Here is a 26,314-nt window from a genome sequence, read left to right as displayed (position 1 = left end):
TGTGCTGGGTGCCTTGGGATGGGCTGCCGGAGGTCGTACCACGGCAGCGGCGGAGAGCCTGCTGGGCGTAGCCGCAGGCGCCGTGGTGTTCGTGATCGGCCTCGCACGCTTGAGGTTGATCACGGAGGCCGAGCTTGTGGCGGTGCCCAAGCTTGGACGCCCGCTGGCAGCCGTGCTCCGCAGGCTGCGCGTACTGGCGTAGCCGGGGCCATACGGCTTACGGTGCGAAGCAGCACAGCCATTTTATGAGCCTATATAACTTTGTGGTATAGTAAATGCCAAAGCAAGGAAGCGGAAGCGGGTCTGCGCCGTGTGTTTTTTCGGGGCATGGGCCTTGTTTCTGCGGAACGGAGGATTGGATATGAGCGTAACATTAACGGTCGTAGGTTTGGGCTCGGGAGATCCAGATCAGCTTACGATAGGGATATTGAACAAAATGCGGGGCGCTTCAGCCCTGTATTTGCGGACTAAGGAGCATCCGGCGGTTCAAGTGCTGAATGAGTTTGAAGTGGCTTTTGAGTCGTTTGACACGGTGTATGAGACAAAGGAATCCTTTCCAGAGGTATACGAGGAAATTACCAGCCAATTGATTGCAACGGCTGCTAAAGCGACGGACGGAAGCGAAATCGTCTATGCGGTTCCCGGTCACCCGATGGTAGCGGAAGCAGCGGTGCAGTTGCTCAAGGAGCGTTGTCCTGCGCAAGGGATTGAACTGAACATCTTGGGTGGCGAAAGTTTTTTGGATGAGGCTTTTGTGCGTCTTGGTTTTGATCCGATTGAGGGTTTCCAGCTGTTGGACGCAGGCACACTGGATGCAAGCTGGCTCCAGCCTCAGTTGCACACGCTGATCGGACAGGTGTATGACGCCTTTACCGCTTCTGATGTGAAGCTGTGCCTGATGGAGCGTTATCCTGACGATTATGAGGTGTATGTCGGTCATGCTCTTGGGGTGGAAGGTGAGGAAGCGGTACACAAGGTGCCGCTGTACGAGCTGGATCGAGTGGAGGGCTACGGAAATCTGTCTTTGGTATACATACCTCGCAGTGAAGATGAGGCGCTGAAACGGCGTTCTTTTGACCGTCTGCACGAGATTGTCGATATTTTACGCAGCCCGGAAGGCTGTCCATGGGATCGTGAACAGACACATCAGTCGATCCGTAAAAATCTGATCGAAGAAACGTATGAAGTCATCGAAACGATAGATGAGGATGACCCTGAGCATATGAAGGAAGAATTGGGCGATCTGTTGTTGCAAATTTTGCTGCATGCCCAAATGGAAGAGGAAGTCGGAACCTTCAATGTGTATGATGTGATCCAAGGGCTGAATGATAAGCTTATTTTCCGCCATCCGCACGTGTTCGGTGACAATCAAGCGAATGATGCGGAAGAGGCGCTGCAAAACTGGGAGCAGATGAAGGCTGAGGAAAAACGACTTAAAGGCACGGCGGCAGCATACCCTTCCGTACTGGATGGGGTTCCGCGTGATTTGCCTGCTCTTATGAAATCGTACAAACTCCAGAAGAAAGCAGCTAAAGTAGGCTTTAACTGGGAAAGTATTGAAGGCGTATTCGATAAATTGGACGAAGAAGTGGCTGAGTTGAAGGAAGCGGTACGTGAAGGGCATGCCGTAGAAGCCCAGTTGCTGGAGTTAGGCGATGTGTTATTTGTTGCTGTGAATGCAGCCCGGTTCATGGGAGTAGATCCGGAAGAGGCGCTGTCTGCCACCAATCGCAAATTTGTCGACCGTTTTCAGTATATTGAGCAGAAATTACGCGAGCAGGGACGTCGTCCCGAAGACAGCAGCGTAGATGAAATGGAGACCTACTGGCAGGAAGCGAAAAAGCTCCTTGGCAAAGCTTGATTCCACATATTAATCCCTGGCTGCACAGGCCAGTAAAGGAGACATATGCAAGGTTGAAAGCACGCCCAGTTTGAGCAGACTTGCCAATGGGCAGAGTTTTGTAGTAGGATGTTGGCTTAACTGGGGTCGAATAAAAAAACGCCTGTCATTGCAGGATTTTTAAGGACAAGCCAGAATAACTTGTAGTAATTCTGAAAATAACTGTAGCTTATAGGTGAACGTGTTACAGTGGAATTCAGGAGGGCTTCGGCCACAGTTTGACCTCACGTGTGCTCCATATATGGACATGCAGCGTGATGATTATTTTTTGACATTTGGGAGGCTTTTATCTTATGAACAAGACAGATCTGATCAACAATATTTCCAGCAAAAGCGGTTTGAGCAAACGTGACGTTGAAGCTGTATTGAATGGCGTTCTTGGTGAAATTACAGATGCACTCGCTAGCGGCGACAAAGTGCAACTGATCGGCTTTGGTACTTTCGAAACGCGTAAGCGTTCCAGCCGTACAGGCCGCAATCCACAAACCGGTAACACGATTGAAATTCCAGAATCGACCGTTCCTGCTTTTAAAGCCGGTAATAAGCTTAAAGAAGCCGTTAACTAATGCGTCTTGATAAATTCTTGAAAGTCTCGCGGCTGATTAAGCGGCGTACAGTAGCCAAGGACGTCTCCGAACAAGGGAGAGTGCTGGTGAACGGACGCGAAGCCAAGCCGAGCAGTGCGGTCAAAGTAGGCGATGAAATTACCGTCCAGTTTGGCCAGAAGCTGGTGACCGTGCGAGTGGAACGGCTCGCCGACACTACACGCAAGGACGAGGCTGCAAGTATGTACACTTTGGTAAAGGAAGAGCCTATTGCCAGGGACAACGGTTTGAACTGGTAAGCAGACATCTGATTTTATCATAACGTCGTACATGAAAGCATTCCTTCATAATTTTATGAAGGGGTGCTTTTTTCTTTAGATGATAAGGTTACGTCCAATATATGCTGATCAGGAGCAAAAGCAGTTCTAAATCATACAACCCCCTTCATAAGCTAAGAACAGAAGGAGGGGTACATGCCATGATTGAACAAGGGAAGCCCAAGCACCATGATCTGCGCATGCAAAGCCGCAAGCAGCTCGATATTTCAGGCGTCAGCAATGTGGAGAGCTTTGACAGTGAAGAATTTTTACTTCAGACCGAGCTGGGCCATCTCACCATTCGCGGACAACATTTACATATCAAAAACCTCAGTCTGGAAGAGGGGCTGCTGTCCATTGAAGGTCTGATTACTTCCCTCGTCTACCTGGAGCCCGGGGCCCCGGCCAAAAACGGAAAAAGCCTATTCGGCAAGCTCTTCAAATGAACCCTTACACACAATGGCTGACGTTGACGTGGATGCTGTTGTCGGGCATAGCTATGGGAGTGGTGTTTGACAGCTACCGGGTGCTGTCCATCCGCTTTCATTTTGCCCGTTGGAGCGTTCATATGTTGGACGTGCTGTATTGGGTGGCCTCGGCTTTGTTTATTTTCCGTGTGCTATACGCGAGTAATCGCGGTGAGCTGCGGTTTTATGTCTTTTTAGGACTACTTTTGGGGGTTTGGCTCTATTTTTGGGCCTTTAGTGTTACAACCCAACGTTTTGTGGTAATGTTATTAGAGATAGTTCGCAGACTGACGTTGATCGTGAACAGCATACTGCGCATCCTGATTGTTCTTCCGGTGTTAGCGCTGTATCGGCTGTTACGCAAGCTGGTCGGATGGACATGGGCACTTATTGTGTTCCTAGGAAGGATGCTGATATACATCCTGATGCCGGTTTGGAAGCCGATCCTATGGTTGATCGGTCCGCTTAAAGCGCGCTGGAAGACTCCAGAGTCGCTCGTAAAGCTGGGCATCAGACTGAAAAACACAGCAAAAAGATGGTTTGGAAGGAGGTAGTATCATGCGTAATTCGTCTGTAGATCGCCATTCATCTCCTACGTCCTCCAAGTCCAACGCGGGCGGGCGCAGGCGAATCATGATTTGGTTGCTATCGCTTGCCGCCTTTGGTAGTTGGGCCATTTTCACCTTTTTTTCTCAAGGGATGATTATGGCCGATCGAAGTGAACAGCTCATTCAGAAGGAAAAACAGAAGCAAGCTGCTACACAAACGGAACAACAGCTTCAAACCGAAGTAAATCGTCTCCAGGACCCTGAGTACATTGGAGAGATTGCCAGAAGCAAGTACGGTCTTTACAAACCGGAAGAGACGCCAATCATCGGAGATCAGAAATAGGAGTATTATCGGGCCAATGCTTAGTTGACCTTGGTTCCGCCATTTTGTATAATCAAATCACCACAGCGGGATTTTTTTGCAAAAAAATCGGTTGTATATTTTAAGGGAGGATCATTTTATTCTATGGCAATTGAAGTGGGCACCAAGTTAGAGGGCAAAGTGACAGGCATCACGCATTTTGGAGCATTTGTGGATTTGTCTGGGGGTGTCACGGGTCTCGTTCACATCTCGGAAATCGCCGATAACTATGTTAAGGATGTTAACGACCACCTGAAGATTAATGATGTTGTGACGGTGAAAGTCATTAATGTTGACAAAGATGGCAAAATCGGACTTTCCATTAAGCAAACGATTGACAAGCCGGCAAGTGAAGCCCGTCCCCCAAGAGCTCCAAGACCGGAGCGTACAGGAGGACCAGGCGGAGGCGACCGTTTCGGCGGTGGAGGTTCAGGTCCAAGTCAAGGACGCGGTGGTGGTGGCGGTGGTTTCAACCGCGATCGTGGAGGCCGTTCTTTCAAGCCTGCACCGGGTAAACCTTCATTTGAGGATAAAATGTCACGCTTCCTGAAAGATAGTGAGGAGCGCATTTCGTCGCTGAAAAAGAACACCGAAGGTAAACGCGGAGGACGCGGCGCGAAGCGTGTTTAATTCACTTTGACAACCGTATCAACCATACACGGAAAACCGTACAGTCGAAAGACTGCTACGGTTTTTTTGCGTTTTACCGTCAACAGATGCGATAAGCAACGGCTGTGGGCGATAAATCCAGTGGTAATCGTACGGGCATTTTATGAGATTCGCAATTTTGATGAAGAAGAGAAGAACTATCGTGCTGGAAGCGGATGTTTTTTTTGTCGTGTGGACATAATCGTCCGACAAACTCCAACGGTTTTCCGTCTATCTTCTGTGCAAATCGCTAGTCTGGGCATGGGGATGGACGACATAGAGAGGTCGTGCAAGGAGTAAAGGGATGCAACTTCCATCTGCTTCCATACGGGCGTAGCTTGATGTTCAGGGCGATGCTCTGTCCTTTCGCGCAGAACGTTTTTTTGTCGGAAATTTCTTGGAATAAGACGTGAGGTTCTGACAAACTTTCTCAATCGTTCCGGTTTAAGATGGGAACATCAAATTGATGAATGGGGTGCCTGACGCATGATGGAGAAATGGAACGTGGTACATTTTCCGGGGTTGAAATCTAGAAAGTCCAAATCCAAAGAGCGTACGGAAGGTTGGTCTTCCAGACTCAAGAAACGGCTGGATTCACATAAAGTGGTGCAATGGGTAACGGCGCAAAGATGGATGCTGCTATTGTCAGCTATGGGAGTTCTACTGGGACGCGCCACTATTTTGGACGAGCTTTCTCCGTTTGCCCTCGCTTATTTTGCGGTCATTACGTTCCTTCGGCGTGATCTGATGCTACCTGTAGCCATATCAGTTGTGTTAGGCAGCCTGTTAGCCCCTTATCCATCGTTATTTATGATTGGCGGCGAGCTACTGGTATTTTATCTCCTGTATCGCGGGCTACGAACCTTCGACCGTCTGGAATTATCCTATGCCCCGCTTATGGTTTTCTTGTCTGTGTTTATGGTCAATTTATTTAACGCCGTAATGGCCCCGTCTTTCACGTGGTATGAACTTGTCATTGTGGGAACGGATGCGGTTCTCAGCTTTATGCTTACACTAGTGTTCACGCAGGCCATACCGTTGTTTACGTACCGCAAAAAGGCAAGCCAGCTCAAGAATGAGGAAATTTTATGTCTTATTATTTTATTAGCCTCTGTTATGACGGGAGCGGTAGGATGGACCGTTCATTCACTGTCTGTCGACCATGTACTGTCGCGATATCTGGTCTTAGTGTTTGCTTTGGTGGGAGGTGCTTCGCTGGGTGCATCGGTCGGTGTGATTACCGGTTTAATTTTAAGTCTGGCCAATATGTCCGCAATTGTGCAGATGAGTTTACTTGCTTTTGCCGGTTTGCTGGCAGGGATGCTGCGTGAAGGGCGAAAAGGTGCTGTTGCGCTTGGGATGCTGCTAGGTTCCTCAATTCTGACCATTTATTTGGACGGGACCGGAGACGTGCTGACCTCAACCTGGGAGAGCTGCGCGGCGATTCTATTATTCTTAATGACCCCAAAAAGTTTCTTTAAAGCGGTTTCCACCTATGTTCCTGGTACGCAGGATCACGCCAAATCTCAGCATGAGTATGCCAAAAGGGTCCGTGATCTCACTGCCGAGCGGGTGACGAAATTTTCCCGCGTATTCAGTCAGCTATCCCGCAGCTTTCACCAGATATCTGCGAGTGAGAGCGCGAAGTCGGATGGTGAAATCGAGCATTTTATGAACGCTGTGGCGGAGGGAACGTGTGCCTCCTGCTTCAAGTGCGAGCAGTGCTGGGACGGCAAGTTTATGCAAACCCATCAGTATATGACGGAAATGATGAGCGCCATTGAGGACAACCCGGATTTGGAGCCAGAGCAGATACCTCCGCAATGGAGTAAGGCATGCGCTAAAACGGGCGCTGTGCTGCAAGTGATGAAACAGCAGTATAGCCTCTACCAGCATAATATGCAGTGGAAGCGCCAAGTATACGATAGTCGTCAGCTTGTTGCTGACCAACTATCGGGCGTATCGCAAATTATGGAGGATTTAGCGCGAGAAATTCAGCGGGAAGGGCAGACCATGCATCGGCAGGAAGAGCAAATACGGGAGGCTCTTGATAGACTGGGCTTGTCTATCCAATCCATTGAGATTATTAACCTGGATGCAGGTCAGGTGGAAATTGAGATTGTCCATGCCTATACAAGGGGATTTGATGAATGTCGGAAAATCATTGCTCCGTTGCTGTCGGACATACTGGACGAGCATATAGCTGTGATGCGCGAAACGGAGGCCGATCGCCGTCAGGGCTTGGCTACAGTCATGTTCGGCTCTGCCAAAACGTATGAGATTGCAACAGGAGTAGCAAGTGCCGCCAAAGGAGGGGATTTTTTCTCAGGAGACAGCTATAGCATGATGGAGCTAGGGAACGGGACTTTTGCAGTCTCTTTAAGCGATGGTATGGGGAACGGAGAGCGCGCGCAGCAAGAGAGCAGCGCAGCACTTAACATTTTGGAAGAATTACTGCAATCGGGCATGGACGAAAAACTGGCTATCAAGTCGGTTAACTCTGTCCTGATGCTGCGATCACCTGAGGAAATGTATGCTACGGTTGATATGGCGCTGATTGATCAGTACACCGCCCGGACAACCTTTATGAAGATTGGGTCTACACCGAGCTTTATTAAAAGAGGGGAGGAGGTCATTCCCGTATCTGCCAGTAATTTGCCGATTGGCATTATACAGGATATTGAAATTGATTTGGTATCACTGCAACTCCAGCCGGGTGATATTCTCATTATGATTACAGACGGTATATACGATTCACCGGGTTATGCGGTCAATAAAGAAATATGGATGAAACGCATGATTCAGGAAATTGAAAGTGAAGATCCACAGCAGTTGGCCGACTGTTTGCTAGAACGGGTTATTCGATACCAACAAAATCAAATCTATGATGATATGACAGTAGTCGTTAGTAAAATAGATCACTTCCGCCCAGAGTGGGCAACCCTTCATGTACCTGGCATGAGCTGGATGGAACGTCCGCGGACGGTGAGTTAAGCCGACATTGCCCGGGAAATTCCTTATTCATTTTTAAAAATCCGCATTCTTCGTTTGAATCGTTCCTGATTAGGTAAAGATAGAATCTATCGGGATAGATTAAGAGGAAGCGGAGGTCAAAAAGCGATGAAGCAAATTTTGATCATTACAGACGGATGCTCTAATGTAGGTGTTAGTCCAGTCATGGCGGCAGCCCAGGCCTTACGGGAGGGTATTACAGTGAACGTCGCCGGAGTCATAGATTATGGAACCATAGGCGAGCTTGGCAGCGCGGAGATTCAGGAAATCGCTAAAGCAGGGGGAGGGTTTAGCCAAATCGTAGGTACGAGGCAGTTGGCGCAGACCATGCAGATGATGACGCGCAAAACGGTGGTTCAAACCATTCAGCAGGCGGTTAATAGAGAGTTAACGCACATTTTGGGTGAGGGTGGCGCCCGACATATCGGTGAACTGCCTCCGGCAAAACGAGCCCAGGTGGTTGAGGTGATGGATGAACTGACAGAAACAAGCACCCTGGAAATTGCTTTACTCATTGATGCAAGTGCGAGCATGAAGCCCAAGCTGCCTGCTGTAGAGGACAGCATCCGTGATTTGCTGCTCAGTTTACAGTCCAGAAGCGGGCTTAGCCGTATATCTGTATTTCATTTTCCGGGCGGACGAATGGGGGAAGACGCGGTCATGGATATCGGTTGGACCTCTGAGCTTAACCAGATCAAATCGATATTCGGACGTTTGCGGATGAAAGGGGCGACGCCGACAGGTCCAGCCATTTTACAAGTGATTGATTATTACCGATATGTTACACTAGGGGAGCAGAAAGATCTGGAAGAATCCTATGGCAAAGGAGAAGGGATGCTCGGTGACTACGTCGTCTGATCCCGTTCTTGCACCCGGAACGGTCATCAAGGGCAAGTGGAAGCGGAGCAGCTATGTCATCCAGCGCTTGCTGGGCCGGGGAGCGAACGGAACTGTATATTTGGTAAAAGAAGCACAGGCCGATCGGCAATTTGCTCTGAAAATGGGGAAGAACACGCTTGATCTGCAATCGGAGATTAATGTGCTGACCACATTGCAGTCTCAGGGGACTCAGGCCGCCCTCCAGCGAAATGGGAATCCCTCCTTTTTGTTTGAGGTGGATGATGTAGTGTTACGCAGCGGGGAGATCCCCTTTTATGTTATGCGATACGTTAAGGGTGATCCGCTTCATCGTTTTGTGGCAGCCAAAGGGTCCGAATGGTATGGTGTGGCTGGAACCGGCATACTGAATCGTCTGGCAGATCTCCATCAGGCAGGATGGGTGTTTGGCGACCTGAAGCCGCAGAATATTTTGGTCAATGCCTATGGAGAGGCTGAATTAATTGATTATGGTGGAGTGTCCCTTGCAGGTCGGAGTGTTAAACAATTTACAGAATGGTATGACAGGGGGTTCTGGAATGCTGGTAGCCGAAATGCCGATTCCCAGTATGACCTGTTTGCCTTTGCTCTTCTAACGATTCATATATTGGAGAGTGAATCGTTAAAGGCGGCTGCGAGCAGGCTGCCACAGCTACGCAATACGGCAGAATTGACAGTCATCATTCGTCGCAGCCGTGTATTACGCCCCTACGCCGAATGGCTGCTGGGTGCAGTGCGTGGAGAATATTCCGATACTCGTGCAGCGGCCCGATCTTGGTCACGTCTGGCTTCCGCACATGTCAGGCAATCGTCCGTCAAAAGAGGGAATTCACGCTGGCTGGGGTATGCCTTCACGGTATCACTTTTGCTGCTTGCCGGAGCGCTCTGGATTGCGTTAAGGTAGCGGCATGACTTACATAAGATAACAGATGATCATCATTTTTACGGTCGGGAGAAAAGAGGGTCGTGAATGGGAACAACAAAACCGACCGGTGTTGTACAGGAAGTGCTCGCTTTGGCGCGAGATCATTCACTGTGGAGCCCCGGAGACCGCATTGTGGTTGCTGTATCCGGTGGGCCGGATTCGGTGGCCCTTTTGCACATTTTACATGAAATATCCGTTATACATATGCCTTTACAACTCGTTTGCGCTCACGTCCATCATGGTTTCAGGCCAGAGGAATCGGATGCCGAGGCTGAAGAGGTACGCAATATTGCACGAAAGCTTGAGCTTCCATTTGAAATGATACGGGTTGATGTACCCACTTATATGAAAGAGAGCGGGAAGGGGCCACAGGAAGCAGCTCGCGAGCTACGATACAGCTTTTTACATGATACGGCTACGAAGTGGGAAGCACAGCATATTGCAATGGCTCACCATGGCGACGATCAGGCGGAAACGGTTCTCTTGCACTTGCTGCGTGGTAGCGGCCCAGCGGGTTTGGCGGGTATGCGTTTGGCGCGCAAGGAAAAAAATGTGCAACTCATTCGCCCGCTGCTTCGTATGTACAAGGCTGACCTGATTGAGTTTTGTAACTTTTATGGCCTTTCCTATGTGACAGACAGCACTAATTTATCGTCCAAATACCGCCGTAACGCCATCCGCATGGATGTGCTTCCTTTTTTGGGGCAATATAATGAACAACTGACACCGTCCCTGAACCGGCTGGCCGAAACGATGGCTGACGAAAATGACTTTATGGAGGAATCTACGCTTTCGGCGTACGAGAAAATGGTGCGTTTGGATAATGACAGGTACATGTTTTCCATCGCTTCATACCGTAAGCTATCCGTTGCTTTACAACGGAGGTTGATTAAACTAATATTAAATTATCTGCCTTCGGACAGTGAAAATTTAGATTTTCGTAAAATTGAGACCGTACGACTAAGACTTCTCCAAGAGGCATCGTCTACGTGGAGTTTGGACTTGGGCGGCGGTGCGGTTGGAGTCCGCGAATATGACCAAGCGGTTTTGTTTGACCGTACGCAAGTCGTTATGGGCGAATGGTGCTATGGACTGAGCGTATTGCCTATTTCCGGTGAGCTTGAGTTGCCTGAGGCAGGGGGTATACTTCGGTGGCGAAAGGCTTCTTATGCGGATGGACACAATCCGGCGAATGAGGAGGAAGCGTGGTTCGACGCAGATGAATTGAGTCTGCCGTTGACTGTACGCTCGCGATTACCTGGAGATACCATGTATGTAATGGGATTAAACGGAAGAAAAAAGGTTAAAGATATTTTTATTGATGAAAAAATACCTCCTTCAATGCGTTCCGTTATTCCTATCGTCTGCGACCACTCTGGAGCTATTCTCTGGATTCCGGGCGTACGACGTTCTGTACATGCCGCGGTGCAAAAGCACACGTCTTCGGTTATATATATGTCATGGCAAAGACGAGAGAGTCCGGGGCACCGGTAATTGCGCAGGAACGGCTTTCATAGTATAAACTTAGGAGGTTTACACCGTTGCAAAATGATATTCAGGAAGTATTGATCAGCGAAGAAGAAATTCAGAGTAAAATCAAGGAATTGGGCGCACTGCTTAGCGTGAAATATGAAGGAAAAAATCCATTGGTGATTTGCGTGCTGAAGGGTGCGTTTATCTTTATGGCAGATTTGGTTAAAGCCATTACAGTGCCGTTAGAGCTTGATTTCATGGCTGTATCAAGTTATGGAGTATCCACCAAATCATCAGGCGTTGTTAAAATCATTAAAGATTTGGACGCTTCAGTGGAAGGACGCGATGTTCTGATTGTCGAAGATATTATCGACAGTGGCCTGACGCTGACACATTTGATTGAATTGCTTAAGAATCGTAATGCCAATTCGGTATGTGTCGTAACGTTGTTCGACAAGCCTGCACGCCGGACCGTTAATCTTGAAGCTGATTATACCGGATTTACGCTTCCGGATGCGTTTGTTGTCGGCTATGGTCTGGACTATGCCGAGCACTACCGGAACCTCCCATACATAGGGGTTTTGAAGCCGGAAATCTATACCAGCTAATCTCAGCCTCCAGTCCTAGGACTAAATAGGGTCCTTTGTTGAGAAGGGCTTACAGGCTATGGTAAAATAACTTAAGTGTCTCGAGAGGAGGTAGGGGATGAATCGGTTCATCCGGAATTCTGGTTTTTATTTGATTCTTTTTTTAGTTGTGGTGGGTATCGTTCAGTTTGTTAGCAACAGTAACGAAGCCTCCGATCTCCCTAGATATGACCAATTACGGCAAGAGGTTAAAGCTAATAATATCTCTAAAGTAACGGTCCAATTTGACGGTTACGCCTATCTTGTAACCGGTGCATATAAGAAGCAGCCGGCTAATGCTAAATCGACCAATTTTTCCGTATATGTTCCGCCAACGGATCAAGCGCTAAGTGAACTGGTGAATGCCAGCGAAACGAACGGGTTTGAATACGTGCAGAAGAAAATGGAAGGCGAAAGCATTTGGCTGACATTTTTGACTTCTATCATTCCTTTGGTGATCATGTTCCTGTTGTTTTTCTTCCTGTTTAATCAGGCACAGGGCGGTGGCGGCAAAGTTATGAACTTCGGTAAGAGCAAAGCCCGTCTGTATAACGAAGAGAAGAAGAAGGTTACCTTTGAGGACGTGGCAGGGGCTGACGAAGAGAAGCAGGAGCTTGTCGAAGTCGTAGAATTCTTGAAGGACCCACGCAAGTTCGCAGCTGTGGGCGCTCGTATTCCAAAAGGTGTTCTGTTAGTGGGCCCTCCAGGTACGGGTAAAACACTGTTGGCAAGAGCTGTTGCAGGCGAGGCCGGAGTACCTTTTTTCAGCATTTCGGGTTCTGATTTTGTAGAAATGTTCGTCGGGGTTGGTGCTTCCCGTGTTCGCGATTTGTTTGAGAATGCGAAGAAGAACGCACCTTGTATCATTTTCATTGACGAAATCGATGCCGTTGGACGTCAACGTGGCGCCGGATTGGGTGGCGGACATGATGAACGTGAGCAGACGCTCAACCAATTGCTCGTAGAGATGGATGGATTCGGCGCAAACGAAGGTATCATCATCGTAGCCGCGACAAACCGTCCGGATATTCTGGACCCGGCATTGCTTCGTCCGGGACGTTTTGACCGTCAAATTACGGTTGACCGTCCGGATGTTAAAGGCCGCGAAGCAGTATTGTATGTACATGCACGCAACAAGCCATTAACGAAGGATGTTAAATTGGACGTAATTGCGAAACGTACAACAGGCTTTACGGGCGCTGATCTGGAAAATCTGCTGAACGAAGCTGCCTTGTTGGCGGCTCGTCGTAACCGCAGAGATATTTCGATGCGAGAAGTAGACGAAGCCATCGACCGTGTTATCGTAGGTACTGAAAAACGCAGCCGCGTAATCAGTGACCGCGAAAAACGAATTGTTGCTTATCATGAGGCAGGCCATACGATTATCGGCTTCTTCTTGGAAAACGCCGATATGGTTCACAAGGTAACGATTATTCCACGTGGACGTGCAGGCGGATATGTCATCATGCTTCCGAAGGAAGACCGCATGCTGACAACCAAGCAGGAATTGCTGGACAAAATCACTGGATTGTTGGGTGGACGCGTATCCGAGGAACTGTTTATTGGTGAGATCGGAACAGGAGCCTACAGTGACTTCCAGCAAGCAACAAGCATCGCACGCAGCATGATCGTAGAATACGGTATGAGTGAGAAGCTAGGTCCGATGCAGTTCGGCACTTCGCAAGGCCAAGTGTTCCTTGGACGGGATATCGGTCATGAGCAGAACTACAGTGATCAGATCGCTTATCAGATTGACCAGGAGATGAATCGCTTCATCACTGAATCTTATGAGCGTGCTAGAGAACTCCTGACCAAGTATTCCAAAGAGGTTCATCTGATCGCTCAAACCTTGCTGGAAGAAGAAACCTTGGAACTTGAGCAAATCAAACGTTTGATCGAGACAGGTTCTTTGAATGGTGGTACGAATGAGGGAGAAGGAACGCCGGAAAGCGGTGAGCCTGTGATCGACAACATTGGAGACGTCCGTGTACGTATTCAAGGTAAGGATGAAGAGCCTAAGAATACAACGGATCAACCGAATGATATCCCTAATCTGCAAAAGCCAGAGGATGATAACAATTCGGGCAACTCCGGTGGTACTCCACCGACAACAACCTGATCATCTAATGGATAGTTGAATAAGCATATATGTAAGCTCCGGGGAACCAGTAACTATTGGTTTTCCGGAGCTTTTTAAAATGTGGAAGATTATTGATAACGTGATTTGACAGACAGAGGAACGTTGTGTACATTTATTGTTAAATAAACGGCTGTCGTCTTTTTAGCTTATAAAAGCCAACAGCCGCTGCAATCGACTTTCTATCATTTTGAACATATATCGTGAGCGCATACTGTACAACCTATGGTGTGCGCTATTCTTCTGTGAAATCAGGTGAAGGCATGATTCCAAGATATCTAGTTGATTTTGATGTAGCGGAATTGACCAAATTGGAAGCCGACGTGTTAATTATCGGCTCCGGCATTGCGGGCTTATATACGGCGATTAAGGCTGCGGAGAATCGGAAAGTGTTGCTGATCACCAAGAAGGCCTTGATGGAGAGCAACACACGTTATGCTCAAGGTGGCATTGCTGCTGTCACATCGGACGAGGATACACCTGCTTCTCATATGCAGGATACCCTGATTGCTGGTGCTGGTCTGTGTGAACCAGAGGCGGTCAGAACGCTTGTACATGAAGGTCCAGGTGGTATTCAGGAGTTAATACGTTTGGGAACGGCCTTTGACCGTGTGGATGGCCAACTAGCGTTGACACGGGAAGGTGCACATAGTCATCGGCGCATTTTGCATGCGAATGGAGATGCCACCGGTCATGAAATTGTTCGTGCGTTGTCACAGCAGGTTGCTGCCCATCCCGGTATCGAAGTGTGGGAAGAATGTATGGTCATCGACCTGCTGACGGAGCATGGCGAATGTATCGGGGCTCTCGTCCAAAAGCCGGATGGGGAAAGATCGTATATAACTGCAAATGCAACGATTTTGTGCTCAGGAGGTAGCGGGCAATTATACCGTTATACGACCAACCCAGATATCGCAACCGGAGATGGTATCGCTATGGCATATCGTGCGGGGGCGGTTGTACGTGATATGGAATTCATACAGTTTCATCCTACGGCGTTGTGCCATCCGGGTGCTCCAAGGTTTCTAATTTCCGAAGCCGTACGGGGAGAAGGAGCCGTGTTACGCAATATTCACGGAGAACGTTTCATGGAGCAGTATGATTCCCGGCAGGAGCTTGCACCCAGAGACATCGTAGCCCGTGCTATCATTCATGAGATGGAACGCACCCAAGCTACGCTTGTATACCTGGATATTACACATGAGCCGCCTGAGCGGGTTAAACAACGTTTTCCAACGATTTATCGGACATGTCTGTCATTTGGTTTGGATATGACGACAGACTGGATTCCCATTGCGCCTGCTGCCCATTATATGATGGGTGGTGTTCAGACTAATTTGTATGGGGAAAGCTCCATTAGACGTTTGTTCGCCTGCGGGGAGACTTCTTCCACGGGTGTTCACGGAGCTAATCGTCTGGCGAGCAATTCGTTATCTGAAGCTATTGTATTCGCCAGCAGGATTATCGAGCGGCTACATTCATTGCCACCGCTGGTCGGTCATACTTTGATATCTTACAGCGATAACCGTGCAGAGTTCCCGGTTTTATCCGTCGTGGAGCAGCGGCATAAGCTGCAAGAAACAATGGTTCGTTATACTGGAGTTCGTCGGCACGGCGAAGGGCTGCAAGCAGCGTTAGATGAGCTGCAAGGGCAAATGCCTGTTTTTGAGGCCGTGATTGCCAGCCAGGAAGAGATCGAATTTGCCAATTTGCTCACCTGTGCATTGTTAGTAACAGATGGTGCGCTGCTGCGTGAGGAGAGCCGAGGAGCGCATTATCGCGAGGATTTTCCTGAGACAGATGATAGCGTATGGCGAAAGCATGTTCAGCAGCGACGTGAGCAAGGCATAACGGAGGAGTGCGTTCATGACATCTAACAGCGAGCTTTATGGAGAGTTTAGTGGATATCAGGAAGAACTGACGGCACAAATTCGCAGCTGGCTGCGAGAAGATACAGGTTCCGGCGATGTGACCACGCGCTGGACGATTGAGCCGGGTCACCAATCCAAGGCTGTCATTCATGCCAAGGAGAGCGGTGTAGTTGCGGGTTTACCCGTGGCTGCACTTGTATTTCGGGTAGTGGACCCTTCCTTGTCGTTCACTCCGCGGGTGACCGATGGACAGTGGATTGAAAAGGGAAGCGTTTTGGCAGAAGTGACGGGGAGTACCCATGCGATTCTGACTGGAGAGCGACTGGCGTTAAATTTACTCCAACGGATGTCCGGTATTGCAACGCGGACTCAATCTTTTATAGATCAATTGCATGGGCTTTCCACTCGCTTGGTTGACACACGTAAAACAACACCGGGTCATCGACTGCTGGAGAAGTATGCTGTTCGTGTGGGCGGCGGCTCGAATCATCGCTTTGGCCTGTACGATGCTGTTATGATTAAGGATAACCATATTAAGGGCGCGGGTGGGATTGCACAGGCGGTGAGTCGAGCGCGCGCCCATATACCCCATACGATGACCATTGAAGTAGAGACGGAAAACATGAAACAAGTTCAGGAAGCTCTGGAAGCCGGGGCGGATATTATTATGCTGGATAACATGTCCGCCCCAGATATGAAGGAAGCCGTTCGTTTCATTCGTGAACGGGCCCCTCATGTCAAAACAGAAGCCTCAGGCAATGTATCCCTGGATACAGTGCGTAAGATGGCTGAGAGTGGCGTAGATGTGATTTCTGTAGGCAGGCTGACATACTCTTTTCATAACCTGGATATCAGCCTTGACCTTAACGCAAAGAAAGTTAGGTGACACCCATTGATTCTTGTAGTGGATGTAGGTAATACCAATATTGTTCTGGGGATGTACAAGGGAAGCGAGCTGCTGCATCATTACCGGATTAGTACCTCCAGACAGGCAACCGCTGATGAATACGGCGTACTTATACATAATCTTTTTGGTATGGGTGGCGTAGTAAAGGATGACATTCAGGGGGTTATCATTTCCTCTGTCGTTCCGCCGTTGGTCCGTGTATTGGAGGAAATGTGCGATAAATACATAGGCAGAACGCCGTTAATCGTCGGACCGGGAATCAAGACCGGTCTTAACCTGCGTTATGAAAATCCGCGTGAAGTAGGGGCGGACCGGATCGTGAATGCAGTGGCTGCTGTCGAACGGTTCGGCGGGCCTCTGGTTGTGGTGGATTTTGGAACAGCGACGACGTTTGATTGTATTGACGATAAGGGAAACTACTTGGGCGGAGTAATTGTGCCGGGTATCGGAATTTCGACGGAGGCACTGTATCAACGGGCTTCCAAGCTACCCCGTATCGAGTTGGAGAAACCCAAAAAGGTCATTGGTCGTAATACGGTCCATGCCATGCAAGCCGGGATTATCTTCGGTTATGCCGGGCAAGTGGATGGCATTGTGAGGCGCATTAAGGAAGAAATGCAGGCAGAGCCTACGGTTATTGCTACCGGAGGTCTTGCTGAGCTAATCGCATCAGAGACAGAGAGCATTCAAAAGGTGTTGCCGATGTTGACGCTTGAAGGATTACGCATCATTTACCAACGTAACGCCGAATAAAAAAAGTGGATATAAGCTGCCGCTGAGGCCAACCGGTGATCTTATCGGTTTGGATTAGCGGCGTTTTTCGTCTATACTGAAATATGTTACGTTTTTGAACAATTCGCGTGATCTGTCGATGCAGGTTGTTTATATAGCAGGAAATCATGCTTCAATGATGAGGAAACACTAACGAAAATAAGCAGCATAGCTGCTCTGGAGAATAGGGGAGGATATCAATATGGAAAATAAGCAGGATCGACTTATTCGCGGTACAGCCATGGATGGAAGGGTTAGAGCTTTTGCTGTTCGGACCACTCAATTGGTAGAGGAATTGCGGAGAAGACATGATACTTATCCTACGGCAACCGCTGCTTTGGGACGAACTCTTACAGCGGGTGCAATTATGGGTTCTATGTTAAAAGGCAAAGAGCGATTGACCATTCAAGTTAAAGGTGACGGTCCGATTGGGCAAATCGTCGTTGATGCCAATGCTGTAGGTGAAGTGCGAGGCTACGTTACTGAACCGCATGTGCATTTGCCGAGCAATAGTATGGGCAAACTGGATGTAGCGGGTGCCGTAGGTACAGAGGGATTCATTCATATCATCAAGGATTTGGGGTTAAAAGAACCGTATCGCGGCAGTACCCCGATTATTTCCGGTGAGCTGGGTGAGGACTTTACCTATTATTTTGCCAAATCAGAGCAGACCCCATCGGCGGTGGGCTTGGGCGTGCTGGTAGATACTGATAACTCGGTTATTGTGGCAGGTGGATTTATTATTCAATTGCTTCCAGGCTTAAATGATGATGAGATTACAGCTATCGAAAATGCAGTCGGTTCTATTCCGCCAGTTACAGCTCTATTGGATCAAGGGCTGGAACTTGATGAAATGCTGCGCTGGATGCTGCCGGACGTTCGTATCCTCGATGAATTGGATATCCATTTTCAATGTGAGTGCTCACGGGAACGTGTGGAAAAAACATTGATCAGTTTGGGAGAAAGCGAATTAGAGCAATTAATTGAGGAAGAAGGACAGGCTGAGGTCGTGTGTCACTTTTGTAATGAGGCTTATCAGTTTAATAAGGACGAATTGCAAGATTTGTTAGATCAAGCCAAGGCCTAACCGGATGGGCGGTGCAAGCGATGACTACACGGGAGAAGGGATTATGGACAGCTGTCATTATTCTGACCGTTAGCGTCGCCGCCTTAGGTGGTCTGATCATGCTTCGGGGGCTGTTAAAGCCGGGTGATGTAAGCAAGGATGACGGCGATCATACTGTGGCGGAGATGAGTCAGGAAGGCATATCGGAGGAACAGTGGATTGCGGAACTGAAAAAGCGATATGGAACCAATACGCTGTTGCAAATGTTGAATCGTAAAGCCGTGCAGGCTGAAACCAAGCGTCTCGGTATCAAGATCACCCAAGAGGATTTACAGCAGGTGCTGGAGCAGGATAGTAAAGGGTACGACTCTGATCACGCCTATTTTGAGGAAATGCAGCGACAGTTTGGCTTAGGTCCGGTTGATTTGCGGAATGAAGCGGAGTACCGAATTGGATTGGAGAAAATAGCCACGCAGGGTATCCAGGTTCAGGAAGCGGAGATTGACGAGTATTGGGAGCAGCACCCCGAGGAATTTGCCGTCGGTAAGCAGATCAAACTGGCAGCTCTTTATGTGGCTAAAGCGGAGGAAGCAGAGGCGTTGCTTGATCGGGTCAAGCAAGGAGAGAGCTTCGATGTGCTGATTCAAGAACATACAGGTAAGCCTTTCGGCAAAGATAGCAGCGGACAGCTGGGATGGGTGGACGAATATGATCCACTTCAACCGGAGGCCATTATGAAGGCTGCAAGAGAACTAAGCTCTGGGGATGTTGCAGGTCCCATCTCTGTTAACGATGGCTACGCCGTCATTTTTGTACAAGATATCCGGCTAAAGACTTCTCCGGATAAGCAGCAGATTCGGCAGCAAATCCGCCGATCTCTTGCGCTTGCACAGGCCGCTCCTTTGGAAGAGGTCGAGAAGAGTCTGCGTGATAAATATGGAGCGCGTATTTTATCTGGAAAAGATGTACCCTCCGCTTCTCTGTAACATAGTGAAAGAATCTTGGTTCGAAGGAAGCACGATGCTGATAACGTGGGATGTCAGCATCGCGGCTTTTCACTCGTATTGACATTGGAATTGAAGATTGTTATGATTAGCGTGTAAAACCCACTATTTTTATCGGAAATTAAATGAACTGCACAAAATAAGAACGATCTACCAAGAATGATCTAGAATGTGATTTCGCAATTGTTAATATATCATCTACAGTCAGGGAGGAATTATCATGGCTAAAGTTGTTAATAACATCACTGAACTTATCGGGGAAACTCCCCTCGTTCGCCTCAACCGGATCGTACCGGGAGATAGCGCCGAAATTTATCTGAAACTGGAATATCAGAACCCGGGCTCCAGTGTAAAAGACCGTATTGCGATTAGTATGGTAGAAGAAGCTGAACGTGAAGGGCTACTTAAGCCAGGCGGTACAATTATTGAAGCAACTAGCGGTAACACAGGAATCGGCTTGGCTATGGTTGCTGCTGCGAAGGGTTATAAGGCAGTAATCGTTATGCCGGAAACGATGAGCATAGAGCGTCGTAATTTGTTGCGTGCTTATGGAGCCGAGCTTGTGTTAACACCTGGGTCAGAAGGTATGAACGGATCCGTTAAGAAAATGGAAGAGTTGCTGAGTGAAAATCCGGAATATTTCGCTGCCGAGCAGTTCAAGAACAAAGCCAATATCAAAATTCATCGTGAAACGACCGGTCCTGAAATTGTGGAAGCGATTCGTTCCATCGGCGGAACTTTGGACGCTTTTATAGCGGGAGTAGGTACGGGCGGGACTATTTCTGGTGCAGGAGAAGTGCTTAAGAAAGAATTCCCTGAAGTTAAAATTGTCGCTGTAGAGCCTGCTTCTTCTCCACTGCTAGCAGGTGGTAAGCCAGGACCCCATAAAATTCAAGGACTTGGTGCCAACTTTATTCCTGAAATTTTAAACCGTGACATCTATGATGAAATTATTCATGTAGAAAACGATGAAGCTTTCGAGGTAGCGCGTAAAGTAGCCAAGGAAGAAGGCATCTTGTCTGGTATTTCATCCGGTGCGGCTATTCATGCGGCTTTGAAGCTTGCTAAGCAATTAGGTAAGGGTAAGCGGATTGTTGTCATCGTTCCAAGTAATGGCGAACGTTACCTGAGTACACCACTATACAATTTCGAGCTGTAATTATGTCGTAATTGTGTATACTATACGTAAGGAATCCCTCATTTCCCTGTTGCCGGGGGGTGGGGGTTTCTTTTTAAGGAGAGAATGTAGACTTTTTGCAAAGTAAGGGAAGGGGAAGCACACACGGATGAAATCGACAGCTAGAGTGACGGAGGCGCAGTGGCAGATTTGGCAGGAGGAAGGCTGGAGTATACTTCCCTATATTGCTGAGTACCAATTACCCGTTGGCGGGTTACCGTCATCGTGGCGGAAGGCTTGGGAGGATTCGTCGCCATATGCCTTCTTGCTGGAGAGCGCTAAAGGTGGGAGATATACCTATCTGGCCTTAAATCCAGTTGCTGTATTGGAAGGCAAGGGAGAACATGCAGTTTGGACTGATTTACAAAGTGGAAAGCATGGTGACATGCATGGACAACCTTTGACAGTCATGAACGAATGGATCGCCCCTTACCGTGCGCCGCGTGTACCTGGCATGCCTTTTTTCTCTGGAGGATTTGCGGGTTATCTTGGCTACGATGTAGCTCGCTCGTTGGAGCGTTTGCCAACTCAAGCTGCAGACGATACGGGCATACCTGATTATGTATGGATGCGGGTGAATGAGCTATGGATTTATGATCACGAAACATCGTGCATATATTGTGCTGTTCATATGCCCACTCCTGCCCATTCCGATAAAGTCGGTAGTCATACCGACTTGGCCAATCACGTTATGGATGGGGAAAAACCTATACTTTGCGGGTATTATGCGGAGGCTGCTCAACGTGCAGAACGTATGCTGACTCAGTGGAACAAAATCATAAATGCCGGAGAGACTGATCCTGCTTATCCCCGTCGTTGTGCTAGGCTCGCCGAAGAAGAACTAGAGGCTGCTCATCATGAATCTGAAGGTTGGACAGCAGCATTCAACCAACAAGATTTTGAACATGCCGTGAAACGTGTGCAGGAATACATTGCCCAGGGAGATGTATTTCAGGTTAACTTGTCGATTCGTCAGCAACGTACGCTTGTAGCCCTCCCTGAAAATATATATGAATGGCTTCGTCTGCTGAATCCTTCCCCTTATATGGGTATGCTGCGCATGCCAGATTTACGGATCGTCAGTGGCTCGCCGGAACTGCTGGTGAAGCTGGAGGATGGACGTGTGAGCGCACGACCTATTGCAGGTACCAGAAGAAGGGGGCTGACACCGGATGAAGATGCCGCTATGTCTGCCGAACTTCTATCAAGTGAAAAAGAACGTGCCGAGCATATTATGCTCGTCGATCTGGAGCGTAACGATATCGGACGGATTGCCGAATACGGATCGGTGCATGTGCCTGAACTGCTGACTGTCGAATACTATTCGCACGTTATGCATTTGGTTTCTCAGGTTGAGGGGAAGTTAGCCTCAGGTCGTACGGCTATAGATGTAATTGCTGCTACCTTTCCAGGCGGAACCATTACCGGTGCACCCAAGGTGCGCACCATGGAAATTATTGAAGAATTAGAGCCCGTTCGTCGGGGGCCTTATACAGGGTCCCTTGGATGGATTGACTATAACGGCAATATGGAATTAAATATTATAATAAGAACATTAGCTGTTAAAGGCAGCACTGCCTATTTACAGACAGGTGCGGGGATCGTCGTCGATTCAGAGCCGTACAGAGAATATCGGGAATGTCGGAACAAGGCCAGAGCTGTCATGAAGGCGGTACAATGTGGTGAAGAAGAAGCCGCTTTGAGCAGGAGCGGTATCACAGGAGGGTGAGTCGTATGATTTTGGTGATTGATAATTATGATTCGTTTACGTACAATCTTGTTCAATATTTGGGTGAACTTGGCGAAGAAGTAACCGTAAAACGGAACGATGAGATTGATGTGAAAGGCATAGAAGAGCTGGCACCAGAGCATATTTTGATCTCGCCGGGTCCATGCACACCGAACGAGGCGGGAATATCGCTGGATGTGATCCGCCATTTTAAAGGTCGCATTCCGATTTTCGGCGTTTGCCTCGGCCACCAGGCCATCGGACAGGCTTTTGGCGGTAAGGTTATCCGGGCTGAACGACTCATGCACGGTAAAACATCACCGATTCTCCATCACAATACGTCGGTATTTGAAGGCTTGCCTTCTCCGTTCACAGCAACCCGGTATCACTCGTTGCTGGTGGAGCGCGAGAGCCTGCCTGAATGTCTAGAGATTACCGCTGAAACCGCAGAAGGTGAAATTATGGGTTTGCGGCATAAAGAATTTGCCGTAGAAGGAGTCCAGTTCCATCCCGAATCCATTATTACGGACTATGGGCATCAACTATTGCGCAATTTCCTAAAACGCAAGGTAGGCGTCTGATTGATGAAATATATTGGAGTCAATGGCGTCCTCACGGAAGCCGCAGATGCCGTGATTCACGTAAGTGATCACGGCTTTTTGTACGGAATGGGTTTATTTGAAACTTTTCGTACCTACAAGGGCGTTCCATTTCTGCTAAATCGGCACTTGCACAGACTAGCGGAAGGCTGCCGCATGCTGGGTATTCCTTTTCAACCGAACGAGGAGCGTCTTACGAGACATATTCAAAGTCTGATGGTAGCAAATGGACTGGATGAAGCCTATATCCGGTACACCGTATCAGCGGGCGAAGAGATGCTAGGCTTACCAGCGGGTGACTATACGCGTCCCAACCATATTTTGTTCGCTAAACCATTGCCCTCTACCAATACACAAACCGAGCGATCAACTTCCCCATCCGCGCTTCAGTTGTTGCGAACCCCCAGAAACACTCCCGAGGGTGAGATTCGCTTAAAGTCGCTTCATTATATGAATAATATTCTTGCTAAGCGGGAACTGCAGCAATATGCCGAGGCTGTCCGTTATAAGGCTGAAGGATTGATGCTTACGGCAGATGGTTTTCTGGCAGAGGGAATGGTCAGCAATTTGTTTTTTGTGCGGAATAATACGCTGTATACCCCTGACTTGTCTACAGGGATTCTGCCAGGCATTACACGTGAGTTCATTTTGGAGCTGGCGCAACTGCGAGACATTCCTTGTGAGCAAGGCCTGTACCGTTGGGACGAGCTGAAACAGGCTGATGAAATTTTTATGACCAACTCTATACAAGAAATACGGCCCGTGGATTTGTTGTTGGAGCCGGGAGGAGCGACGAACCATTTATTGGTTCCCTTAACGCAGTCCAGGTCCATAACAGCTTTGCTGTTGCACGATTATAGACAGAAAGCAGGGATCAAGTGAACATACCGACCCTTTATCAACGTAGTTACCAAATGGGGGATGCTAAGCTTACGCTCGGACATTCCACACAGATCATGGGTATATTGAATGTGACCCCCGATTCATTTTCCGATGGAGGTTTACATCATAGCCCAGAGATTGCTGTTTTACATGCATTGAAGCTGGTGGAAGATGGAGCCGATATGATTGACATTGGTGGAGAGTCTACCCGCCCGGGACATGATCCGGTAGATGTGGAAGAGGAACTGGCCCGGGTTATTCCGGTCATCCAGGCGATTCATCGTATTGCACCACACATCCCGTTATCTGTGGATACTTACAAAGCCGAGGTAGCGCGACAGGCGCTTGAAGCAGGCGCACATATCATTAATGATGTGTGGGGTTTTAAGGCAGACCCCGATATGGCACGTGTAGCTTCAGAATTCGATTGTCCGGTCATTTTGATGCATAATCGTCATGACCGTAACTATAGTGATTTGGTTTCTGATATGCTGGTCGATTTAAAAGAAAGTATTCGATTGGCGCTGGATGCAGGTGTACGTGAGGAACAGATTATTTTAGACCCAGGCATCGGTTTTGCCAAGGATTACGATGAGAATATTCATGCCATGACTTCTCTTGATACATTGAGTCAGCTGGGATTTCCGCTGTTATTGGCTACGTCGCGCAAAAGATTTATCCGTACAGCACTGGATTTGCCTGTGAATGATGTGGTGGAGGGCACAGCGGCTACCGTTGCCTTTGGCATTGCTCAAGGGTGCCAGATTGTGCGTGTACACGATGTGGCGCAAATCAAGCGTACCGTACGTATGTGTGATGCGATGGTGTATGGGTCTAAAAATGCACTGAGTTATGATGGTTAGAAGACGCTGCATGAATGATTTGATCCTGCGATCGCTGTTGCAACGGGATTCTTTTGAATTGTACAGCATGTAGAGGTAAGAATCCCGTTAAGTATATGCTTACGATGTAGCTTTTCCTTGAAAAGCTTTCAGGCGAGCGCTTCGCTTCTCCAGATTCAAATGATTCGCTCCGCTACCACCAGCATAAAGTCACTGTATTTTTAGGGAGTTATTTATTGTGTAAGGTGAACAGAAGAATAGATCAAGTAGAACGAGAACGGAGTAGGCGGAATGGTGCTGTACAAGCGAAGCGGTCGCTTTAAAAGCTTTCCGTAGGAAAGCTCGCTTCGGAAGCATCACTTCCCCGGATTTCTACCTTGATTATAGGTTTTATTCAAGAAATCTGGGGGCGGTGGCGATGGGAAGCACCATCCGACTGCGCAGTGGCACGATATGAAACTTTTAAGTTGAGCTTATTTAGAAAAATCTAATAAAAAATAGGGGGCCTACCCACGATGGATAAAATGGTTTTGCATCGTATGGAGTATTACGGATATCATGGCGTTTTTCCCGAAGAACGTAAGCTGGGACAGCGTTTCTATATTGATTTGGAACTGGAGCTTGATCTGCGTGAGGCGGGCGAGCAGGATGCATTGGACAAAACGGTTAATTACGCTGAGGTGCATTACACCGTTAAAGATATTGTAGAAAAGGAATCTTACCAATTGATTGAAGCTTTGGGCGAACGTATTGCATCTTCCCTACTGGACACTTATACTAGTGTCAATGCACTGACTGTCAAAGTCACGAAGCCGCATCCGCCGTTTGATATTCATTTTCAGGGCGTGACGGTTGAGCTTTATCGCGCAAGAAAGTAGGAACGATACATGAATGCACATTCGACCTCTGAGGCATCAGAGGCTTATATTGCTTTAGGGGCTAATTTGGGGGAGCGTGAGCATACCCTGTATGAAGCCATTACGGCGCTGGACGAACATCCGGGTATACGGGTGCTGCGGTGCTCCAGCCTGTACGAAACAGAGCCTGTTGGGTATCTGGATCAGCCTTCTTTTTTGAACATGACGGTAGCCGTATCTACAACACTTGCTCCAGAGGAGCTTCTGGTTTATATGCTGGAGGTGGAGAGTCGTCTGGGGAGAGTAAGACAAATTCCTAACGGTCCGCGAACCATTGATCTGGACTTGTTATGGATGGAAGCGGCACAACTGGCTACACCGGATTTGGAGCTTCCTCACCCCCGTATGTTGGAGCGTGCTTTTGTGCTGGTTCCCTTGGCTGACATCGTTCCGAACCAAGATCCGTCCGGTCTGTACAGTATCGTGCATACTGCATTGAATTCTGTGGATGGAAAGGACGGCATACAGCTTTGGAAAACATGCAGCTGGCGCAACGACTCCGCGCCTTTCGGAAGCTAAAAGGGTTCACACAGCAGGAGTTGGCAAACCGAACCGGCATATCTTTGACTGTATTAGGTGCTGTGGAGCGAGGCAATCGTACAGTAGACCCAGACATGCTGAACATTATTGCCCAAACGCTAGAAATTGAAGTCCGGGAACTGACGGAATGACGATAAGTACGATATAAAAGAAAGAATAAAGGAGTGAACAGAT

General features: G+C 48.4%; 27 protein-coding genes. All 27 read left to right on the top strand.

All coding sequences use genetic code 11. The annotated features are described in order from the left end of the window. Positions 1 to 249, top strand: a 249-nt coding sequence (locus tag AC6EJC_RS23400) for a hypothetical protein (RefSeq protein ID WP_444956026.1), incomplete at its 5' end; no start/stop codon positions are given. Positions 250 to 361: 112 nt separating this feature from the next. After that, on the top strand, positions 362 to 1,861 hold the full coding sequence (gene yabN / locus AC6EJC_RS23395) for a bifunctional methyltransferase/pyrophosphohydrolase YabN (RefSeq protein WP_444956025.1): 1,500 nt from the start codon (positions 362 to 364) through the stop codon (positions 1,859 to 1,861). A 332-nt stretch (positions 1,862 to 2,193) separates the two neighbouring features. Next, positions 2,194 to 2,466 carry an HU family DNA-binding protein gene (locus AC6EJC_RS23390; RefSeq protein WP_007428028.1) on the top strand — a complete coding sequence of 91 codons (273 nt, stop codon included), beginning with the start codon at positions 2,194 to 2,196 and terminating at the stop codon, positions 2,464 to 2,466. Beyond that, positions 2,466 to 2,744, top strand: a complete 279-nt coding sequence (locus AC6EJC_RS23385) for an RNA-binding S4 domain-containing protein (protein ID WP_016818913.1) — start codon at positions 2,466 to 2,468, stop codon at positions 2,742 to 2,744. Before AC6EJC_RS23390 ends, AC6EJC_RS23385 begins: the two co-directional genes overlap by 1 nt. Before the next feature lie 179 nt (positions 2,745 to 2,923). After that, complete coding sequence (gene yabP, locus AC6EJC_RS23380; protein WP_014279048.1) at positions 2,924 to 3,208, top strand: sporulation protein YabP; 285 nt, start codon at positions 2,924 to 2,926, stop codon at positions 3,206 to 3,208. Further along, on the top strand, positions 3,205 to 3,783 hold the full coding sequence (gene yabQ / locus AC6EJC_RS23375) for a spore cortex biosynthesis protein YabQ (protein WP_025721692.1): 579 nt from the start codon (positions 3,205 to 3,207) through the stop codon (positions 3,781 to 3,783). Before yabP ends, yabQ begins: the two co-directional genes overlap by 4 nt. Before the next feature lie 4 nt (positions 3,784 to 3,787). After that, positions 3,788 to 4,120 (top strand): FtsB family cell division protein, encoded by a 333-nt coding sequence (locus AC6EJC_RS23370; protein WP_444956024.1) that lies wholly within the window; start codon positions 3,788 to 3,790, stop codon positions 4,118 to 4,120. 123 nt (positions 4,121 to 4,243) lie between these two features. After that, positions 4,244 to 4,768 carry a S1 domain-containing RNA-binding protein gene (locus AC6EJC_RS23365; protein ID WP_014279051.1) on the top strand — a complete coding sequence of 175 codons (525 nt, stop codon included), beginning with the start codon at positions 4,244 to 4,246 and terminating at the stop codon, positions 4,766 to 4,768. 504 nt (positions 4,769 to 5,272) lie between these two features. After that, positions 5,273 to 7,780, top strand: a complete 2,508-nt coding sequence (gene spoIIE / locus AC6EJC_RS23360) for a stage II sporulation protein E (RefSeq protein WP_444956023.1) — start codon at positions 5,273 to 5,275, stop codon at positions 7,778 to 7,780. Positions 7,781 to 7,906: 126 nt separating this feature from the next. After that, positions 7,907 to 8,656: a vWA domain-containing protein gene (locus AC6EJC_RS23355; RefSeq protein ID WP_444956022.1), complete on the top strand. Its 750-nt coding sequence runs from the start codon at positions 7,907 to 7,909 to the stop codon at positions 8,654 to 8,656. After that, positions 8,640 to 9,578 (top strand): protein kinase domain-containing protein, encoded by a 939-nt coding sequence (locus AC6EJC_RS23350; protein ID WP_444956027.1) that lies wholly within the window; start codon positions 8,640 to 8,642, stop codon positions 9,576 to 9,578. Before AC6EJC_RS23355 ends, AC6EJC_RS23350 begins: the two co-directional genes overlap by 17 nt. Positions 9,579 to 9,644: 66 nt before the next feature. After that, positions 9,645 to 11,093 carry a tRNA lysidine(34) synthetase TilS gene (gene tilS, locus AC6EJC_RS23345; protein ID WP_444956021.1) on the top strand — a complete coding sequence of 483 codons (1,449 nt, stop codon included), beginning with the start codon at positions 9,645 to 9,647 and terminating at the stop codon, positions 11,091 to 11,093. Positions 11,094 to 11,140: 47 nt separating this feature from the next. Continuing rightward, on the top strand, positions 11,141 to 11,680 hold the full coding sequence (gene hpt, locus AC6EJC_RS23340; protein WP_444956020.1) for a hypoxanthine phosphoribosyltransferase: 540 nt from the start codon (positions 11,141 to 11,143) through the stop codon (positions 11,678 to 11,680). 97 nt (positions 11,681 to 11,777) lie between these two features. Next, positions 11,778 to 13,817 carry an ATP-dependent zinc metalloprotease FtsH gene (gene ftsH / locus AC6EJC_RS23335; protein ID WP_444956019.1) on the top strand — a complete coding sequence of 680 codons (2,040 nt, stop codon included), beginning with the start codon at positions 11,778 to 11,780 and terminating at the stop codon, positions 13,815 to 13,817. 281 nt (positions 13,818 to 14,098) lie between these two features. Next, entirely contained in the window at positions 14,099 to 15,712 is a 1,614-nt protein-coding gene (gene nadB / locus AC6EJC_RS23330) for an L-aspartate oxidase (protein ID WP_444956018.1), read from the top strand. Next, positions 15,702 to 16,592 (top strand): carboxylating nicotinate-nucleotide diphosphorylase, encoded by an 891-nt coding sequence (gene nadC, locus AC6EJC_RS23325; RefSeq protein ID WP_444956017.1) that lies wholly within the window; start codon positions 15,702 to 15,704, stop codon positions 16,590 to 16,592. The genes nadB and nadC overlap by 11 nt, the downstream gene beginning before the upstream one ends. A gap of 6 nt (positions 16,593 to 16,598) precedes the next feature. Beyond that, entirely contained in the window at positions 16,599 to 17,366 is a 768-nt protein-coding gene (locus tag AC6EJC_RS23320; RefSeq protein ID WP_444956016.1) for a type III pantothenate kinase, read from the top strand. A gap of 220 nt (positions 17,367 to 17,586) precedes the next feature. Continuing rightward, positions 17,587 to 18,471: an Hsp33 family molecular chaperone HslO gene (gene hslO, locus AC6EJC_RS23315; protein ID WP_444956015.1), complete on the top strand. Its 885-nt coding sequence runs from the start codon at positions 17,587 to 17,589 to the stop codon at positions 18,469 to 18,471. A 20-nt stretch (positions 18,472 to 18,491) separates the two neighbouring features. Further along, positions 18,492 to 19,436: a peptidyl-prolyl cis-trans isomerase gene (locus AC6EJC_RS23310; RefSeq protein WP_444956014.1), complete on the top strand. Its 945-nt coding sequence runs from the start codon at positions 18,492 to 18,494 to the stop codon at positions 19,434 to 19,436. 238 nt (positions 19,437 to 19,674) lie between these two features. After that, a complete protein-coding gene (gene cysK, locus AC6EJC_RS23305; RefSeq protein WP_444956013.1) occupies positions 19,675 to 20,613 on the top strand; it encodes a cysteine synthase A in 939 nt (312 codons plus the stop codon). Positions 20,614 to 20,740: 127 nt separating this feature from the next. Then, the gene (locus AC6EJC_RS23300) at positions 20,741 to 22,360 is read left to right on the top strand and encodes an anthranilate synthase component I family protein (protein WP_444956012.1); all 1,620 of its coding nucleotides are present in this window, start codon (positions 20,741 to 20,743) and stop codon (positions 22,358 to 22,360) included. 5 nt (positions 22,361 to 22,365) lie between these two features. After that, complete coding sequence (gene pabA / locus AC6EJC_RS23295; protein ID WP_152380042.1) at positions 22,366 to 22,941, top strand: aminodeoxychorismate/anthranilate synthase component II; 576 nt, start codon at positions 22,366 to 22,368, stop codon at positions 22,939 to 22,941. Between the two features lie 3 nt (positions 22,942 to 22,944). Beyond that, positions 22,945 to 23,841, top strand: a complete 897-nt coding sequence (locus tag AC6EJC_RS23290) for an aminotransferase class IV (RefSeq protein WP_444956011.1) — start codon at positions 22,945 to 22,947, stop codon at positions 23,839 to 23,841. Continuing rightward, a complete protein-coding gene (gene folP, locus AC6EJC_RS23285; RefSeq protein WP_444956010.1) occupies positions 23,838 to 24,704 on the top strand; it encodes a dihydropteroate synthase in 867 nt (288 codons plus the stop codon). Before AC6EJC_RS23290 ends, folP begins: the two co-directional genes overlap by 4 nt. Positions 24,705 to 25,198: 494 nt before the next feature. After that, positions 25,199 to 25,561, top strand: coding sequence for a dihydroneopterin aldolase (gene folB, locus AC6EJC_RS23280; protein ID WP_023986457.1), 363 nt, complete (start codon positions 25,199 to 25,201; stop codon positions 25,559 to 25,561). A gap of 9 nt (positions 25,562 to 25,570) precedes the next feature. Beyond that, complete coding sequence (gene folK / locus AC6EJC_RS23275) at positions 25,571 to 26,119, top strand: 2-amino-4-hydroxy-6-hydroxymethyldihydropteridine diphosphokinase (protein ID WP_444956009.1); 549 nt, start codon at positions 25,571 to 25,573, stop codon at positions 26,117 to 26,119. Continuing rightward, positions 26,071 to 26,271, top strand: a complete 201-nt coding sequence (locus AC6EJC_RS23270) for a helix-turn-helix domain-containing protein (RefSeq protein WP_444956008.1) — start codon at positions 26,071 to 26,073, stop codon at positions 26,269 to 26,271. Before folK ends, AC6EJC_RS23270 begins: the two co-directional genes overlap by 49 nt. The last annotated feature ends 43 nt before the right edge of the window (positions 26,272 to 26,314 follow it).

The organism is Paenibacillus sp. TY11 (genome assembly GCF_059772165.1).
This window is presented reverse-complemented; position numbering and strand designations above follow the sequence as displayed.